This is a genomic window from Rhizobium sp. AC27/96, from assembly GCF_001692325.1.
GTDB lineage: Bacteria > Pseudomonadota > Alphaproteobacteria > Rhizobiales > Rhizobiaceae > Rhizobium.
In genome coordinates this window covers 972,896-987,641 of the sequence record NZ_LXKN01000001.1, presented here as the reverse complement: position 1 = coordinate 987,641, position 14,746 = coordinate 972,896, and the positions used below count along the sequence as shown (strand labels likewise).

General features: G+C 59.7%; 15 protein-coding genes. 7 read left to right on the top strand and 8 right to left on the bottom strand.

Translation table 11 applies throughout. From position 1 onward, the window contains the following. Positions 1 to 76 precede the first annotated feature (76 nt). On the top strand, positions 77 to 973 hold the full coding sequence (locus tag A6U86_RS04885) for a LysR family transcriptional regulator (RefSeq protein ID WP_068386652.1): 897 nt from the start codon (positions 77 to 79) through the stop codon (positions 971 to 973). A 41-nt stretch (positions 974 to 1,014) separates the two neighbouring features. Here the strand turns inward: A6U86_RS04885 and A6U86_RS04880 are convergent, their stop codons facing one another. Continuing rightward, complete coding sequence (locus A6U86_RS04880; protein ID WP_068386649.1) at positions 1,015 to 1,671, bottom strand: dihydrofolate reductase family protein; 657 nt, start codon at positions 1,669 to 1,671, stop codon at positions 1,015 to 1,017. Positions 1,672 to 1,900: 229 nt separating this feature from the next. On the opposite strand from A6U86_RS04880, the gene A6U86_RS04875 reads away from it, so the two are divergent. From A6U86_RS04875 to A6U86_RS04850, 6 genes are all read left to right on the top strand, one after another. Then, the gene (locus A6U86_RS04875; RefSeq protein ID WP_068386645.1) at positions 1,901 to 3,790 is read left to right on the top strand and encodes an ABC transporter ATP-binding protein; all 1,890 of its coding nucleotides are present in this window, start codon (positions 1,901 to 1,903) and stop codon (positions 3,788 to 3,790) included. Between the two features lie 2 nt (positions 3,791 to 3,792). After that, the gene (locus A6U86_RS04870; RefSeq protein WP_068386642.1) at positions 3,793 to 5,694 is read left to right on the top strand and encodes an ABC transporter ATP-binding protein; all 1,902 of its coding nucleotides are present in this window, start codon (positions 3,793 to 3,795) and stop codon (positions 5,692 to 5,694) included. A gap of 195 nt (positions 5,695 to 5,889) precedes the next feature. After that, positions 5,890 to 6,480: an NADPH-dependent FMN reductase gene (locus tag A6U86_RS04865; RefSeq protein ID WP_068386639.1), complete on the top strand. Its 591-nt coding sequence runs from the start codon at positions 5,890 to 5,892 to the stop codon at positions 6,478 to 6,480. 70 nt (positions 6,481 to 6,550) lie between these two features. Next, positions 6,551 to 7,057, top strand: coding sequence for a helix-turn-helix domain-containing protein (locus A6U86_RS04860; RefSeq protein ID WP_068386636.1), 507 nt, complete (start codon positions 6,551 to 6,553; stop codon positions 7,055 to 7,057). Positions 7,058 to 7,075: 18 nt separating this feature from the next. Next, a complete protein-coding gene (gene fabF, locus A6U86_RS04855; RefSeq protein WP_068386632.1) occupies positions 7,076 to 8,341 on the top strand; it encodes a beta-ketoacyl-ACP synthase II in 1,266 nt (421 codons plus the stop codon). A gap of 59 nt (positions 8,342 to 8,400) precedes the next feature. Beyond that, a complete protein-coding gene (locus tag A6U86_RS04850) occupies positions 8,401 to 8,820 on the top strand; it encodes a DUF4864 domain-containing protein (protein ID WP_068386629.1) in 420 nt (139 codons plus the stop codon). Positions 8,821 to 8,875: 55 nt separating this feature from the next. Here A6U86_RS04850 and A6U86_RS04845 read toward each other — a convergent pair whose 3' ends face one another. The 7 genes from A6U86_RS04845 to coaD all read right to left on the bottom strand — a co-directional run bounded on the left by A6U86_RS04845 (position 8,876) and on the right by coaD (position 14,698). Further along, positions 8,876 to 9,781 (bottom strand): cell wall hydrolase, encoded by a 906-nt coding sequence (locus A6U86_RS04845; protein ID WP_068386625.1) that lies wholly within the window; start codon positions 9,779 to 9,781, stop codon positions 8,876 to 8,878. A 258-nt stretch (positions 9,782 to 10,039) separates the two neighbouring features. Beyond that, positions 10,040 to 10,459 carry a VOC family protein gene (locus A6U86_RS04840; protein WP_068386622.1) on the bottom strand — a complete coding sequence of 140 codons (420 nt, stop codon included), beginning with the start codon at positions 10,457 to 10,459 and terminating at the stop codon, positions 10,040 to 10,042. 243 nt (positions 10,460 to 10,702) lie between these two features. Further along, a complete protein-coding gene (gene tgt, locus A6U86_RS04835; RefSeq protein WP_068386619.1) occupies positions 10,703 to 11,833 on the bottom strand; it encodes a tRNA guanosine(34) transglycosylase Tgt in 1,131 nt (376 codons plus the stop codon). 6 nt (positions 11,834 to 11,839) lie between these two features. After that, positions 11,840 to 12,925: a tRNA preQ1(34) S-adenosylmethionine ribosyltransferase-isomerase QueA gene (queA, locus tag A6U86_RS04830; protein ID WP_068386616.1), complete on the bottom strand. Its 1,086-nt coding sequence runs from the start codon at positions 12,923 to 12,925 to the stop codon at positions 11,840 to 11,842. Between the two features lie 74 nt (positions 12,926 to 12,999). Next, on the bottom strand, positions 13,000 to 13,500 hold the full coding sequence (locus tag A6U86_RS04825) for a peptidylprolyl isomerase (RefSeq protein WP_068386614.1): 501 nt from the start codon (positions 13,498 to 13,500) through the stop codon (positions 13,000 to 13,002). A gap of 83 nt (positions 13,501 to 13,583) precedes the next feature. Beyond that, complete coding sequence (locus tag A6U86_RS04820) at positions 13,584 to 14,156, bottom strand: peptidylprolyl isomerase (RefSeq protein WP_068386608.1); 573 nt, start codon at positions 14,154 to 14,156, stop codon at positions 13,584 to 13,586. A gap of 29 nt (positions 14,157 to 14,185) precedes the next feature. Then, entirely contained in the window at positions 14,186 to 14,698 is a 513-nt protein-coding gene (gene coaD / locus A6U86_RS04815; protein ID WP_068387908.1) for a pantetheine-phosphate adenylyltransferase, read from the bottom strand. Between the last annotated feature and the right edge of the window lie 48 nt (positions 14,699 to 14,746).

Sequence of the window (14,746 nt, the reverse complement as noted above, 5' to 3'; positions counted from 1 at the left end):
CAACGTGGCTTCAGGATGCACTGGTGAACGCAATGAAAGAAGCTTATGGTAATTATACAATCCATAAGGAATTCTTTTGTTGCTTAATCTGGATCAGCTTACCGCTTTCCTCAATGTCGTTGATCTCGGCAGTTTCACCGCCGCTGCCGACAAGGCCGGGCTCACGCAACCGGCCGTCAGCCTGCAGGTGAAGCTTCTGGAGCAACGTCTCGGTGTGAGATTGATCGAACGCGTGGGACGGCGGGCGCAGCCGTCGCCGGCGGGACTTGAGCTCATTCCCCAAGCGCGTCGCATCATCGAAGCCTGCTCCCTGGCGGAAGAGGCGATGATGCCTTTTCGCGAGGGCTCGAGTGGCCGTGTGCGGATCGGCAGTGGTGGTACCGCGTCAATCCATCTGCTGCCACGCGCCATCGCCATCGCAAAGAAGCGCATGCCCGATCTCGAAATCATCGTCCGCGTTGGCAATATCGACGAGATTCTCCGTGATCTCGAAGCCAATGCGCTGGATCTGGCTGTGGTAGCCCTACCCGCCTCCGGCCGTTCCCTCGAGGTCGAGCCATTTCATGAGGACGAGCTCCTGGCCGTGGCGCCAAAGGGAAGCGTGATGCCGGATGGCGGACCGGATGTAGAATTCATGAAGGAGAAGACACTCCTGCTTTATGAAGGTGGAAACACGCGTCGCGCCACCAACGAATGGTTCGAGGCTTCCGGAGTTCGCCCAGAGCCGGCCATGGAGTTCGGAAGCGTCGAGGCCATCAAGGAGCTGGTCGCCGCGGGTCTTGGATGGTCTGTCCTTCCTGACATGGCGCTGCGGCGTGAGGAGTCGGACCGGCTCGTCACTTCGCCGCTCAAGCCGCGGCTCGTCCGGCAACTCGGCATCGTGCTGCGCCGTGACAAGCACCTCACAAAAGGTCTTCGCGAAATCCTGAAATCCCTGCGTGAACTTCAAGACGACCGGGAGCATGAAGCCTAGTCTCTATCGGAGACAGCTCTTCAAGCTCCCTCGCCTATTGATCATTGCAGCTGGTTGCGGTGCTCGATTTCCTCGTCCGACGGATCGGGCAAAGCGAAGGAGCCCGTCTTGACCGGACCATCAGGTTGATAGGTCGCAAAGATGACGCCCGTCGGAGACGACTGCGTGCGCAGCAGCTTCATCGCCGCCGGGACGGCGCCATCGGCAAACAGCTTCTTGCCGCCGGCAAGCACGAGCGGAAAGATCATCAGGCTGAATTCGTCGATCAATCCGTGGCGCAGCAGGGTCTGAATGAGAACACCACTGCCCTGGATGAGGAGATCCGGTCCCTCGCCTGCTTTCAACACCTTGATCGCCGCCACGACATCGCTGCCGAGCGACTGGCTATTGTTCCACGTCAGCGCGCCGCTTCCGCGCGTCGCAACATATTTGGTGACCGAGTTGAACTGCCTGCCGATAGGATCGTCGTCGCCGACATGCGGCCAATGGGCCGCGAAAATATCATAGGTCTTGCGTCCGAGCAGAAGATCGAACGGCTTTTCGAAGAGCTCGAAAAGGATCTTGCCTGTCGCTTCGTCGGCATGGGGAAATACCCAGCCGCCATGCTGGAAACCACCGGTCGGATCCTCCTGCGGGCCGCCAGGTGCCTGCATGACGCCGTCGAGGCTGATGAATGTTGCTGCTATGACCTTGCGCATGATGTCCTCCTTGTTTCAGGCTTAGTGCCCCAAGGACGTCCCGCCGATTTCGATGCCGACATCTCATCGATAATTTTTCGAACACGCAATCTAACGTTCGCGTGGGACTTGTGACCAATTGACTCTTGAACCTCGCCACGGAATCGGCAAAATTCATCCTATCAATACTTCCCCTGAGATACGAACCCGACTCCGGGCCCGCCTCATTTGAAAACACCTGGATAAAAGCGTGAGCAGCGATTCATCAAGAAGCGCCGCGAAGTCCTTGGCTTCGCGTGCGCATGTCAATGCGACCGGTTGGGGACAAGGTCTCTCCACCATCGTGCGGATCACCCATATGACGCTGCGCCATCCCTGGCAGACAAGCTTCGCCATTGGGGCAACTTTTGTAGCTGCAACGTTGCAGTTGATGATACCGCGCCTGCTTGGCCGTGCGGTCGATCAGACGCAGACGGCGGTTGCCGGCGGAGCGGCCGGGCATATTGCCGAGAATGCGCTGCTGACGACCGCCCTGCTGCTGCTCGTCATCAGCATTCTGCGCGGCCTGTTCACGATGGTGCAGAACTATTACAGCGAGTCCGTCGGCCACCATATGGGCTATGAACTCAGGCTCGCCTGCTACGAGAAGATCCAGCAGCTCTCCTTCAGCTTCCACGACAAGGTGCATTCCGGCGACCTCATCACCGTCGGGCTGCTCGATCTGGAAGGTGTGCGCATGTATTTCTCCACCGCACTGGTGCGCATGCTGCTGCTCAGCGTGCTCATCGGTGTCGGTGCCTATCTGCTGCTGTCGACCGACGTTGTGCTCGGATTTCTCGCCCTGAGTTTCGTGCCCTTCGTGGCCTGGCGCTCCTCCGTCACGCAATTGAGGTTGCGCGCGACCTGGCTCGATCTGCAGGAACGCCTTTCCGTGCTGACGCGCGTGATGGAAGAAAATCTCGGTGGCATTCGTGTCGTCCGCGCTTTCGCGGCGCAGCTGCACGAAATTGCGAAATTCGACCGTGCCTCACACAGCGCGCTTACCCTCGCCCACAAGCGTGTCGGCATCCGCGTTATCAATACCAGCGCGATGAACCTCTCCTTCTTCATCGCCATGGGCCTGGTGCTCTGGGTGGGCGGCCTGAAGGTGATTGCGGGCGAAATCAGCGTCGGCACCCTCGCCTCATTCCTGACCTTCATGACCATCCTGCAGATGCCGGTGCGCCAGCTCGGGCTGATGGTCAATGCCTTCGCCCGTGCTTCAACCTGCGGCTCGCGCCTGTTTGCGTTGCTCGATCTCGACATCCCGATCAAGGATGCACCGGACGCAAAGCCATTGGCGGTAACCGAGGGCGTGTTGCGCTTCGAAAATGTCGGCTTCAGTTATCCGGGTCCGGACAAGCGCCCGGTGCTGAAGGATATCTGTTTCGAGGCAAGACGTGGCGAGACGATCGGCATTGTCGGACCACCTGGCAGCGGCAAATCCACCATCGCCCATCTCATTCCGCGCTTTTATGACGTCACCTCCGGCCGTATCACCATCGACGGCCAGGACATCGGCAAGGCGACGTTGCAATCCCTCAGGCAGAACGTCGCCGTCGTGCAGCAGGATTCCTTCCTGTTCACGACGAGCATCGAGAACAACATCGCCTATGGCGACCCCTGGGCGAAAGAAGGCCGGATCGAGCGTGCCGCCGAGTCGGCGCAGCTACACAACTACATTCTTGGCCTGCCGGCCGGCTACACCACCGTCGTGGGCGAGCGTGGCGTGTCGCTGTCCGGCGGCCAGCGCCAGCGTCTGACCATTGCGCGGACTCTGATGTTGAAACCGGCAGTGATGGTTTTCGACGATTCCACCGCCGCCATCGACGCGGCAACCGAACAGCGTATCCGCAGCGCCATGAAGCGCTTTGCCCGCGACCGGGTGACGCTGATCGTCGCCCACCGGCTGAGTTCGCTGATGCATGCCGACCAGATCTTGTTCATCGAGGATGGCAAGATCGTCGAACGCGGAACCCATGAGCAGCTTTTGGCCGCGGGAGGCCGGTACAAGGCGCTTTACGATCTGCAGGTTCGCCCTGAGGACGATGTCGTCAAGACATCCGGCGGCAAGCTCGAAAGAGCGAAAAGGGAGGTCTGACAATGTCGGAAACTATCGAAACCGAGCGCAACGATGTGCGCGAAGATGGGCGTCGCCCTCCCCGTGCCGTGGTCGGTTCGCATCGTGTCGAGGAAGAAATTTTCGGCAAGGTCTTCGACACAAAGATCATCGGTCGTATCTGGTCCTTCGTTAGCCCCTATCGCCGCCAGATCTATATTTCGGTGGTCGCCGTGTTGCTGTTCACGGCGTCGCAGATCGTCATACCGTTGGTCATTCGCCACGCGATCGACAATGCGATGGCGCCGGGAGCGATCGATTACTCGGCGCTCTGGCTGTCGCTGGGGATTTTCGCAGTCGCGATCCTCGTCAACTACGGCGCGAGCTATGTTCAGGAGACCTATGTCGGCGAGGTCGCGGAAGAGGTGCTGTTCGACATACGCCGCGCGATGTTCGCCCATCTGCAACGCGTCTCGCTCTCCTTCATGGACAAGACGGAAGTTGGACGCTTGATGTCGCGCCTTCAAGGCGACGTTAACTCCATGCAGGAATTCCTTGAAACTTCAGTACTTTCCGTCGGCGATATCGCCCTGCTCTTCGGCATCGTCATCGTCATGCTGTCGCTCGATTTCCGGCTGGGCCTGCTGACGCTGTCCGTCATGCCGATCCTCTTCATCGTTCGGCTGTTCTGGCTGCCGAAGGCGCGCGTCGCTTTCATGAACGCGCATGAGACGAACTCCATTACCAATGGCGCGTTGGCGGAAGCGATCCATGGCGTGCGCGCCGTGCAGGGCATGCACCGGCAAGGGGTCAACTTCTCGCTTTTCGACGACAAGGCCCATACCAATCTCGAAGCGCATCTGACCGCAGCGCGCTACGCCCAGATCATGGTGCCGATCGTCGATACGCTGACCGGAATGGCCATGGCGATCGTCATCATCGTCGGCGGTTCGATGGTTCTGAACCACAAGCTCGATGTCGGCATCATGGTCGCCTTCCTGTTCTACATTCAGCGCTTCTTCGATCCGATCCGCTCGCTCACCATGCAATATTCCGTCATGCAGCGCGCCATGGCTTCGGGCCAGCGCTTGACCGAAGTGCTCGATGTGCCGATAGACATCAAGGATGCACCCGACGCCAAGGAGCTTTCGCCCGATATGGACGGCTCGGTCGAGTTCCGCGACGTCGTCTTCGGCTACAATCCCAACCATCCGGTGCTGAAGAATGTCAGTTTCAAGGTCAATCCCGGCGAGACCGTAGCGCTGATCGGCCCCACGGGCTCGGGCAAGTCCAGCTCCATGGCGCTCATCCATCGGTTTTACGATGTGCAGGAAGGCCAGGTGCTGGTCGGCGGTCACGATGTGCGCTCCCTCACCCAGGATTCGCTTGGGCGGCAGGTCGCCATGGTGCTGCAGGAACCCTACCTCTTCACCGGTACGGTGTTGGAGAATATTCGCTATAACAAGGCGGAAGCGACGCGCGAGGAGGCCATCGAAGCCGCCAAGGCGGTCGGTGCGCATGAGTTCATCGAGCGGCTGCCTGATGGGTACGAGACCATTCTCGGCGAACGCGGCGGCGGTCTTTCGCTTGGCCAGCGCCAGCTTGTCAGTTTTGCGCGTGCCCTCGTTGCGGACGCCAAGATCCTGGTGCTGGACGAGGCTACGGCGAATATCGACAGCTATACCGAAATGCTGATCCAGAAGGCGCTGGTCAAGCTGCTCGAAGGCCGCACGGGTCTCGTGATCGCCCACCGCCTTGCCACAATCCGCGAGGCCGACCGCATCATCGTCCTGCAGAACGGGCAGCTGATCGAGAGCGGCAATCACAACCAGCTTATGGCCAACGGCAAGCTCTATTCGAAGCTCTACAACCTCAACTACGCTTCCTTCGACGATATTCCGGAGGATGAGGTAACGACTTCCGTACCGGCGGAGTCGCAAACCTAGTCGTCCGTCTCGCCCAAGTGGAAGGGTTACATTCAGCCCCTTGAGGCGCCCCATTTTGTTGGAGCGCCTGTCAGAGCTCCGGAATTAGATCTATATCCTTTCCATGCGACGTAGCGCGTTGGCTGCCGGCTATGCGTGTGGCGATGGCTTGCGTCCACTTTATTTCTGCGTTGGCCATGGAGGACATATTCAACAATGACCAACAATATCCTGGTTCTCTACGGCTCTTACCGGTCGGATCGCGTCGGCATCCGTCTCGCGAATTACATCGTCAACAGCCTTCGCGAACGCGGAGAGGACGCGGAACTGATCGACGCCAAAGATATTGGCCTGCCAATGCTCGATCGGATGTACAAGGAATATCCGAAAGGCTCTGCTCCGCCGGAAATGGAGAGGCTTGCCGAGAAAATCCGGAATGCCGATGCCTTTATTTTTGTGACCGGCGAATACAATTGGGGCATGCAGCCAGGTCTGAAGAATCTGACCGATCATTACCTTGAGGAGTGGTTCTGGCGGCCAGCCGCCATTGCCAGTTACTCGGGCGGCCGCCTTTCCGGCGCGCATGCGGCGGGCCCCTGGCATGGCACCCTTTCGGAGATGGGAATGGTCGTGATCTCAAGCACCCTCGCCGTCGCCAATATCTCGGCAGCATTGGACGCAGACAACAAACCTCTCGGAAGCGGCGGCGGCGCCCTTGCAAGAGCTTTTCCCCGCTTCGCCGACGACCTGTCATGGTGGACCGAGGCGGTAAAACGACAGCGCGCTCACAAGGCGCCTCCGTACTGACGTCTCAACCTGCCTTCCGCCGGCTTTAGTAACTTGCATAATGATAGTTACTCGTGCTATTCGCCGTCGCATGCAAAGAACCAGCTTCAGTACATTCAAATGCCCCGCCGCTCGCGCGCTTGAAAGCGTCGGTGACTGGTGGAGCATCCTGATCCTGCGCGACGCGTTTCAGGGTTTGAGCCGGTTCGATGAATTTCAGAAAAATCTCGGCGTCGCGCCGAACATCCTCACACGACGGCTCAAGCACTTGACCGATGAAGGCCTGTTCGAGCGGCGCCTCTATAATGAGCGGCCGCCACGCTACGAATATGTGCTGACTGCCAGGGGTCGGGATTTCTTTCCTGTTCTGATGGCGCTCTTCACCTGGGGCAATCAGCATCTGCCGCCAGAGGAAGTCTCGATGCGGCTTGCCGATGTAAATACCGGAGAAGACCGCGATCCGCTGCTTATCGACAGGGTAACCGGCCACACCTTCCACCCCGAAGACACCATATTGGTGCCGGGGCCTGCAGCCGACGATGAGGTTCATGAGCGCATCGCTCAGATGAAAGCATGGTTCTTGGGCTTCGACGCCTGAGCGAAATAGGAGCAAGACATGGATCGTATCGTCGTAACCGGCATGGGCCTGGTTTCTCCCCTCGGCGTCGGCGTCAACGCGAGCTGGCAGCGGTTGATCGCCGGGCGCTCCGGCCTCAGGCTGTTGCCCGAAGAGATGGTCGGCGATCTCGCCGCCAAGGTCGGTGGTATCGTTCCGAACTTTGAGGAAGACGCGGAAGCCGGCTTCGATGTCGACCGCTACGTGCCGATCAAGGACCAGAAGAAGATGGATCGTTTCATCCTCTTCGCCATGGCCGCTGCCGAGGAGGCGATCCTTCAATCCGGCTGGCAGCCGACCGCGCCTGTTGATCTGGAGCGCACTGCCACGATCATAGCCTCTGGGGTTGGCGGCTTTCCGGCCATCGCCGACGCCGTGCGCACGGCGGAAACGCGCGGTGTACGGCGACTGTCGCCCTTCACCATCCCATCCTTCCTCGTCAATCTCGCCGCCGGCCAGATCAGCATCCGCTATGGCTACAAGGGACCGCTCGGTGCGCCGGTCACGGCTTGCGCCGCCAGCGTACAGGCAATCGGCGATGCCGCACGCCTGATCCGCTCCGGCGAAGCCGATGTTGCCATCTGCGGCGGTGCCGAAGCCTGCATCGACAAGGTCAGCCTCGGAGGCTTTGCAGCAGCTCGCGCCCTTTCCACGGGCTTCAGCAACAGGCCGGAGGAAGCCTCTCGCCCGTTCGATAGCGCCCGCGACGGTTTCATCATGGGTGAAGGCGCCGGGATGCTTGTCATCGAAACGCTGGAGCATGCGCTTGCCCGCGGCGCCACGCCACTTGCCGAGCTTGTCGGCTATGGCACAGCCGCCGACGCCTATCACATGACGGCCGGTCCGGAAGATGGCGACGGCGCACGGCGGGCCATGCTCGCGGCTCTGTCGCAGGCTAAGATCTCTCCTGCGGAGGTCAAGCATCTCAATGCGCACGCAACATCAACGCCTGTCGGCGACCATGGCGAGATGGAAGCCATCAAGACGGTGTTCGGCCGCGATGGCGCGATTGCCGTCAGCGGCACGAAGGCGGCAACCGGCCATCTTCTCGGTGCGGCCGGCGGCATGGAGGCGATCTTCACCATCATGGCGTTGCGCGACCAGATCGCCCCTCCGACCCGCAATCTGCAGGAACCGGATGCTGCGGCCGAGGGCATCGATATTGTTGGTGCCACTGCCCGGCCGATGGCCATGGATTATGCGATCTCCAACGGCTTCGGGTTCGGCGGCGTCAATGCCAGCGCCCTCTTCCGCCGCTGGCAGTAACCGCTTTCACCAAGGCGATAAGCGCGCTATTCTGGAGGGGATATAGCCGGAGATCGCCCATGCGTGCATTTCCCATCGCCGCCATGCTCTGCCTTCTCTTCGCGTCGACGGTACGCGCGGAAGACCCGGTGCAAACAGCCCAGACCCTGATCCAGGATCAGATAGGTGCGTTCCTGCACAATGATGCCACTGCCGCCTATTCTTTCGCGGCGCCCGGTATCAAGGCGATGTTTCCCGACAAGGATACCTTCTTTGCCATGGTGAAGAAGGCCTACCAGCCGGTTTACCACCCCGGCAACTATGCTTTCGGGAAAAGCCGCGCCATCGACAATGGCGCCGTCGTCTATCAGGAAGTGCTGATCACCGGCACAGACGGCAAGGACTGGACGGCTATCTATCAGATAACCCGCCAGCCCGACGGTAGCTACAAGATCAATGGCGTGCAGATCCTTAAAAATACCACCAGTGAAGGCATCTGAGTGCCTGGAGACGGCGCGTCTGCTGCGCGCCGTCGAAATGAGGTGGCAATCCCTATCAGCCTCGAATTCTAGGTGATTTGGCGGACAGACTGGTGCCCTCGAGTTCGGGGCGTGGCTGCGGAATGACGACCGTTGAAATCGGAGCCGGCGCCGCGGCGGCATTTTCATCCGAGAGAGGTGTGGAAATAAACGTCGGAGCCGGCGTGGGAATGGGAACGGCTGCGGGGATGTAAGTGGCCGTCGGAATCGGAGTTGTCGTTTCAGGCATTACGACAGTCGGATTGGAGACCGGCGTAAAGGCGGCAACAGCAGACACTTGCGGCACGGCAGGCTGCGTTTCCGGTAGCGTGAATGGCGACTGCGTTGCCGACATGCCTTGTCCCGGCACGTAGTTCATCGCAACCTCGTAGGCCGGAAGCGGCGCAGGCGTCTGCAATTCGCCATCACGGCCGCGCTTTTCGTAGAAAGCATTTCCGCCGGCATAGGCGACATAGTGCATATTGTCGTATGGGAACCTGAGGCCCTCGGTATGAAAGAACATGGCGTCCTTCACCTGGGGATGCCGTTCGCCGCGCAAGATCGCAGAAGCAGCATTTTCAAGATCCGGCTTCGCCTGATCCTTGACCTCCTTGGACATCACGCCTGGAGCGAACTGCTTTTCCTGGGATACAACGCCACAGATCGTCGGCGGATAGGCGCCGGAGGTCAACCTGTTCATCACAACCGTGCCAACGGCCATATAGCCGCTCGGATCAGAACGCTCTGACTCGAAATACATCGCGCGTTCGAGACATTCCTTGTCCTTCGCGGTGTAATTATACGTCACTTTCGCACCACGAATAGGCTTCGTGGCAGTGCGTGGAGCGGGGGATGTCTTCTGCGTCGTCGTACAGCCAGTTGCTGCCAGACCAACGACCAATAGCCCTGAAAGACATGCCCCAAACTTGCGTTGCGCCCTCAACGGCAGGTGCCTCCTAGTTTCAATAGAACAGCCCTTATCGATCAAGAGAAAGCGTTGTAGCCGGATTTATTTAAAATTCCAAGCGTCACGCAATCAATTTAGCCAGTGAAGCTTATCAATGGCGGATGGACCGTTTATTCCGATTCGTTACTTTTCCCAAAGCTTTCTTGTCACAAAGCTATATCGCGAGCGCAGCCGAAGCAGCGAATGCAAACTGGCATACGCGCGTCGACCGGCTCGAAATAACGTTGGTTAAGGTTAGCAATCAATTGATAATAAATGATTTACCACGCAAGCGAGCTCCATCCGCCAACCTACCTCGATGAGGATTCGCCCCGGCGCAAAACAATAGAACAGCCACCCTCCGCGTATGGCGGCAGGCGGCTGCCAGATCTCGCAACCGGCCGATTTTGCTCGTTCATAGAGCACATCCACCGCCTCGCGAGAGGGCTGCATAAAGCCGATATGGTAGGTGTTATGGCCAACGGATACGCTATCGGCCCCGCCGAATTTCTCGATCGGCCGGCTGATGACAAGCTCAAGACCCGCATCGTCGCGTAGAATCGCAAGGCCGTTCGCCCCGCGCGTTTCGACCTCGGTCAGGCCAAAAACGGAGACGAGAAAATCCCGGGTCGCGGCGACATCGGGAACGTGAAGATCTAGATGGTTCAATCGCATGACAGCTCCAAGAGGCATTCCCGCGGAGACATGTCGGTCGAAACGACCCACGCCAACGCGGGACACTTAACCACAATGGCCAAGTTCCGCGTCGTGGGTTCTCACGCCAGAGGCGAGGAGCAGATCTTCCGCATGGAAGGGGTCGGGCTTACCGATCCGACCCTGCCTTTTTCGACGAGCTTCGATTAGCGCGAAATTGCGATAGGAGCAAGAGTGTGGATCGAGGCCCTGCTTGTAGCCGGATTACACCGGCTCGAGATCACCCCTCGCCCAGTTTTCCTGCGTCTCAGCCATGAAATCGGTGAAACGATCCTCGGCGATCGCCTTGCGGATGCCCTGCATCAGTTCCTGATAATAGGCAAGATTGTGCCAGGAGAGCAGCATGCCGCCAAGCGCCTCGTTGGCGCGGACGAGGTGGTGCAGATAGGCGCGGGAATAGTCGCGCGAGGCCGGGCAACTGGACTGGTCGTCGAGCGGGCGCATATCCTCGGCGTGACGCGCATTGCGGATATTGACCTTGCCGCGGCGGGTGAAGGCCAGCCCGTGACGGCCTGAGCGGGTCGGCATGACGCAATCGAACATGTCGATACCACGCGCCACAGACTTCAGGATATCGTCCGGCGTGCCGACGCCCATCAGGTAGCGCGGCTTTTGTGTCGGCAGCTCGGGCAGCGTGATCTCGAGCATGCGCAGCATGACCTCTTGAGGCTCACCGACAGCAAGACCGCCGACGGCATAGCCCTTCAGGTCCAGTCCACTCAGGGCCTGCGCGGAGCGAACACGTAGCTCGGGGATATCGCCGCCCTGAACGATGCCGAACATCGCCTTGCCCGGCTGATCACCGAAGGCCACCTTGCAGCGATCCGCCCAGCGCAGGGACATTTCCATGGCGCGCTCGATCTCTTTGGGAGTCGATGGCAAAGCCACGCATTCGTCGAGCTGCATCTGGATATCGGAGCCAAGCAGACCCTGGATCTCGATCGAACGTTCGGGCGACATATGATGCAGGCTGCCATCGACATGCGACTTGAAGGTGACGCCCTGCTCATCGAGCTTGCGCAGCCCGGAAAGCGACATCACCTGGAAGCCGCCGGAATCGGTCAGGATCGGATGCGGCCAGCGGATCAGTTCGTGCAGGCCGCCAAGACGGGCGACACGTTCGGCGCCCGGACGCAGCATCAGGTGATAGGTATTGCCGAGGATGATGTCGGCGCCGCTCTCGCGTACCTGATCGAGATACATCGCCTTGACCGTACCGACCGTGCCGACGGGCATGAAGGCCGGCGTGCGGATCGTGCCGCGCGGCATGGAGACTTCGCCAAGACGAGCACCGCCATTGGTCTTCTTCAATTGAAACTGAAAGCTCTCGCTCATCTCGTCCTAGTCTTTCCGGTGGAGAAGGCTGCCATCGCCGTAGGAATAGAAGCGATAGCCCGTCTCGATAGCATGGGTATAGGCCGCGCGCATCGTATCGAGGCCGGCAAAGGCCGATACGAGCATGAAGAGGGTCGAGCGCGGCAGGTGAAAATTGGTCATCAGCATGTCGACAGCCTTGAAGCGGTAGCCAGGTGTGATGAAAATACCGGTGGCGCCTTGCCAGGGCTGGATGGTGCCATCGTCGGCGGCAGCACTTTCGATCAGCCGCAGCGACGTCGTGCCGACGCAGAGAATACGGCCACCCCTCGCCTTCACGGCATTCAGCTTTGCGGCCGTCGAAGCATCCACATAGCCGATCTCGAAATGCATTTTGTGGTCGTCGGTATCGTCGGCCTTGACTGGCAGGAAGGTGCCGGCGCCGACATGCAGCGTCACGAAGTGGCGTTCGACGCCCATGGCATCGAGCGCGGCAAACAGCGATGGCGTGAAATGCAGGCCGGCCGTCGGCGCGGCGACGGCGCCCTCTTCGCGGGCATAGATGGTCTGATAGTCGGCACGATCACGCTCGTCCTCCGGACGCTTGGCAGCGATATAGGGCGGCAAAGGAATATGCCCCACGGTGGCGATCGCCTCATCCAGCGCCGGGCCGGACAGATCAAACAGCAGCGTAATCTCGCCGCCGTCGCCCTTCTCCTCTACGGTGGCGTCGAGTGTGCCGAGCGCGCAGACATTCTCGCCATGGCCGAACTGGATGCGATCGCCGATCTTGATGCGCTTGCCGGGTTTGGCAAAGGCTTTCCAGCGATCAGGCGCAACGCGCATATGCAAGGTCGCCGATACCTGCTGGCCGGGTGCACCCTCACGATGGCGAATACCTTCCAATTGCGCCGGGATCACCTTGGTATCGTTGAAGACCATGGCATCGCCGGGTCGCAGAAAGGACGGCAGATCCCGGATCAGATGATCACTCAGCGTGTTATCGCCGGCATTCGGATCGACAACGAGCAGGCGCGCGCTATCGCGCGGCTCGGCGGGCCGAAGCGCAATACGCTCATCCGGCAGATCGAAATCGAAAAGGTCAACACGCATTCAACTCATCCAGGCAAAGCGAAACCCGCCCCCACGCCCGAGGCGCAAGAGGCGGGTTTCAGGAATAATCACGATCAGACGTCGGCGGCAACCCGCGCGGATACGATCGAATCCGGATCCTTCACCGGCTCGCCGCGCTTGATCTTGTCGACATTGTCCATGCCGCTGATCACCTGACCCCAGACGGAATACTGCTTGTTCAGCCAAGGCGCATCGGTGAAGCAGATGAAGAACTGCGAGTTGGCCGAGTTCGGGTTCTGCGAACGGGCCATCGAGCAGGTGCCGCGCGTATGCGAGGTGGCGGAAAATTCAGCCTTCAGGTCCGGCTTGGACGAGCCGCCCGTGCCGGCACGCGCGGTGTTGCCGCCGACCTTGCCATGCTCGACATCGCCGGTCTGAGCCATGAAGCCATCGATGACGCGATGGAAGACGACATTGTCGTAGGCCTTTTCGCGGGCAAGTTCCTTGATGCGGGCAACATGCTCCGGAGCGACCTGCGGCAGAAGCTGAATGACAACCTGGCCCTTGGTGGTTTCCAGGATGAGGGTGTTTTCTGGATCCTTGATCTCAGCCATGTTCGTTTCCTCTTTCTGTGTTTTGATTGCGCATGATCTTGTCCAAAAACCGCGTGGCACTTTTTGGGATCATGCCCGTGACATTACTTCTTGGTGACGGTGACCTTGACCATCTTGTCCGGGTTGCTCACTTCGCCGTTCTGGCCTTCGCCGCGCTTGATCTTGTCGACGAGTTCCATGCCGGAGATGACCTTGCCGACAACCGTGTACTGGCCATTCAGGAAGGCGCCATCGGCGAACATGATGAAAAACTGCGAGTTGGCGGAATTCGGATCCTGGGCGCGCGCCATGCCGACAACACCGCGCGTGAACGGAACCTTGGAGAATTCTGCAGGCAGGTTAGGCAAATCGGAACCGCCGGTGCCGGCCTTGTTCGCATCATAGCCCTTGGTGGTGTTGCCGTACTGGACGTCGCCGGTCTGTGCCATGAAGCCATCGATGACGCGATGGAAGACGACGTTGTCATAGGCACCCTTCTTCGCCAGCGCTTCGATCTGCGCGACGTGCTTGGGAGCAACTTCGGGCATCAACTGGATGACCACGGGGCCGTCCTTGAGCTGGATCGTCAGAAGATCGGCAGCTGCGGCCGAGAATGCGCTGCCTGCAAGGGCGGCAAGGCCCAAAAAGCCTGCCAATGCGATATGAAAGAGTTTCATGGGTGCTCCGTTCGAAAATGGATTTCGGCTCAGCTCTTGGCGCCAGCCGCATCTTTGAGTTTGCCAGTCAGGGCTTCGAGGACCGCCGGCGGTACGAAGGCGCTGACATTGCCGCCCATGGATGCGATCTGCCGCACCAATGTGGCGGTTATGGGCCGCGAGGCAGTGCCGGCAGGCAGAAACAGCGTCTGAATATCCGGCGCCATCTGCCTGTTCATACCGGCCATCTGCATTTCATAGTCGAGATCCGTGCCATCGCGCAGGCCACGGACCAGCAAGGTGGCGCCATGCGCGCGCGCTGCGTCGACCACCAGATTGTCGAAAGCCACGACGGAAATGTCGGCCACCTTTTGAGGCAATGCTTCGCCGAGCGATCTGCGGATCAATTCCGCCCGCTCTTCAAACGAAAAAAGCGGCTTCTTGCCGGGGTGAATACCGATCGCGACGATGACCTTGGAGGCAACATTCAGCGCCTGCACGAGGACATCCAGATGTCCGTTGGTCATCGGGTCGAAAGATCCGGGATAAAAGGCTGTCGTCATACCAAGCCGGCTCGTTGTTTCGACGCCTTTTGTCACGGATGGGGCCGC

Coding starts and splice junctions, on each gene's coding strand:
- A6U86_RS04840 (WP_068386622.1), bottom strand. CDS start 10,459: ATGCGATTGAACCATCTAGATCTTCACGTTCCCGATGTCGCCGCGACC.
- A6U86_RS04825 (WP_068386614.1), bottom strand. CDS start 13,500: ATGGCTGAGATCAAGGATCCAGAAAACACCCTCATCCTGGAAACCACC.
- A6U86_RS04865 (WP_068386639.1), top strand. CDS start 5,890: ATGACCAACAATATCCTGGTTCTCTACGGCTCTTACCGGTCGGATCGC.
- A6U86_RS04820 (WP_068386608.1), bottom strand. CDS start 14,156: ATGAAACTCTTTCATATCGCATTGGCAGGCTTTTTGGGCCTTGCCGCC.
- coaD (WP_068387908.1), bottom strand. CDS start 14,698: ATGACGACAGCCTTTTATCCCGGATCTTTCGACCCGATGACCAACGGA.
- A6U86_RS04870 (WP_068386642.1), top strand. CDS start 3,793: ATGTCGGAAACTATCGAAACCGAGCGCAACGATGTGCGCGAAGATGGG.
- A6U86_RS04860 (WP_068386636.1), top strand. CDS start 6,551: ATGCAAAGAACCAGCTTCAGTACATTCAAATGCCCCGCCGCTCGCGCG.
- queA (WP_068386616.1), bottom strand. CDS start 12,925: ATGCGTGTTGACCTTTTCGATTTCGATCTGCCGGATGAGCGTATTGCG.
- fabF (WP_068386632.1), top strand. CDS start 7,076: ATGGATCGTATCGTCGTAACCGGCATGGGCCTGGTTTCTCCCCTCGGC.
- tgt (WP_068386619.1), bottom strand. CDS start 11,833: ATGAGCGAGAGCTTTCAGTTTCAATTGAAGAAGACCAATGGCGGTGCT.
- A6U86_RS04880 (WP_068386649.1), bottom strand. CDS start 1,671: ATGCGCAAGGTCATAGCAGCAACATTCATCAGCCTCGACGGCGTCATG.
- A6U86_RS04850 (WP_068386629.1), top strand. CDS start 8,401: ATGCGTGCATTTCCCATCGCCGCCATGCTCTGCCTTCTCTTCGCGTCG.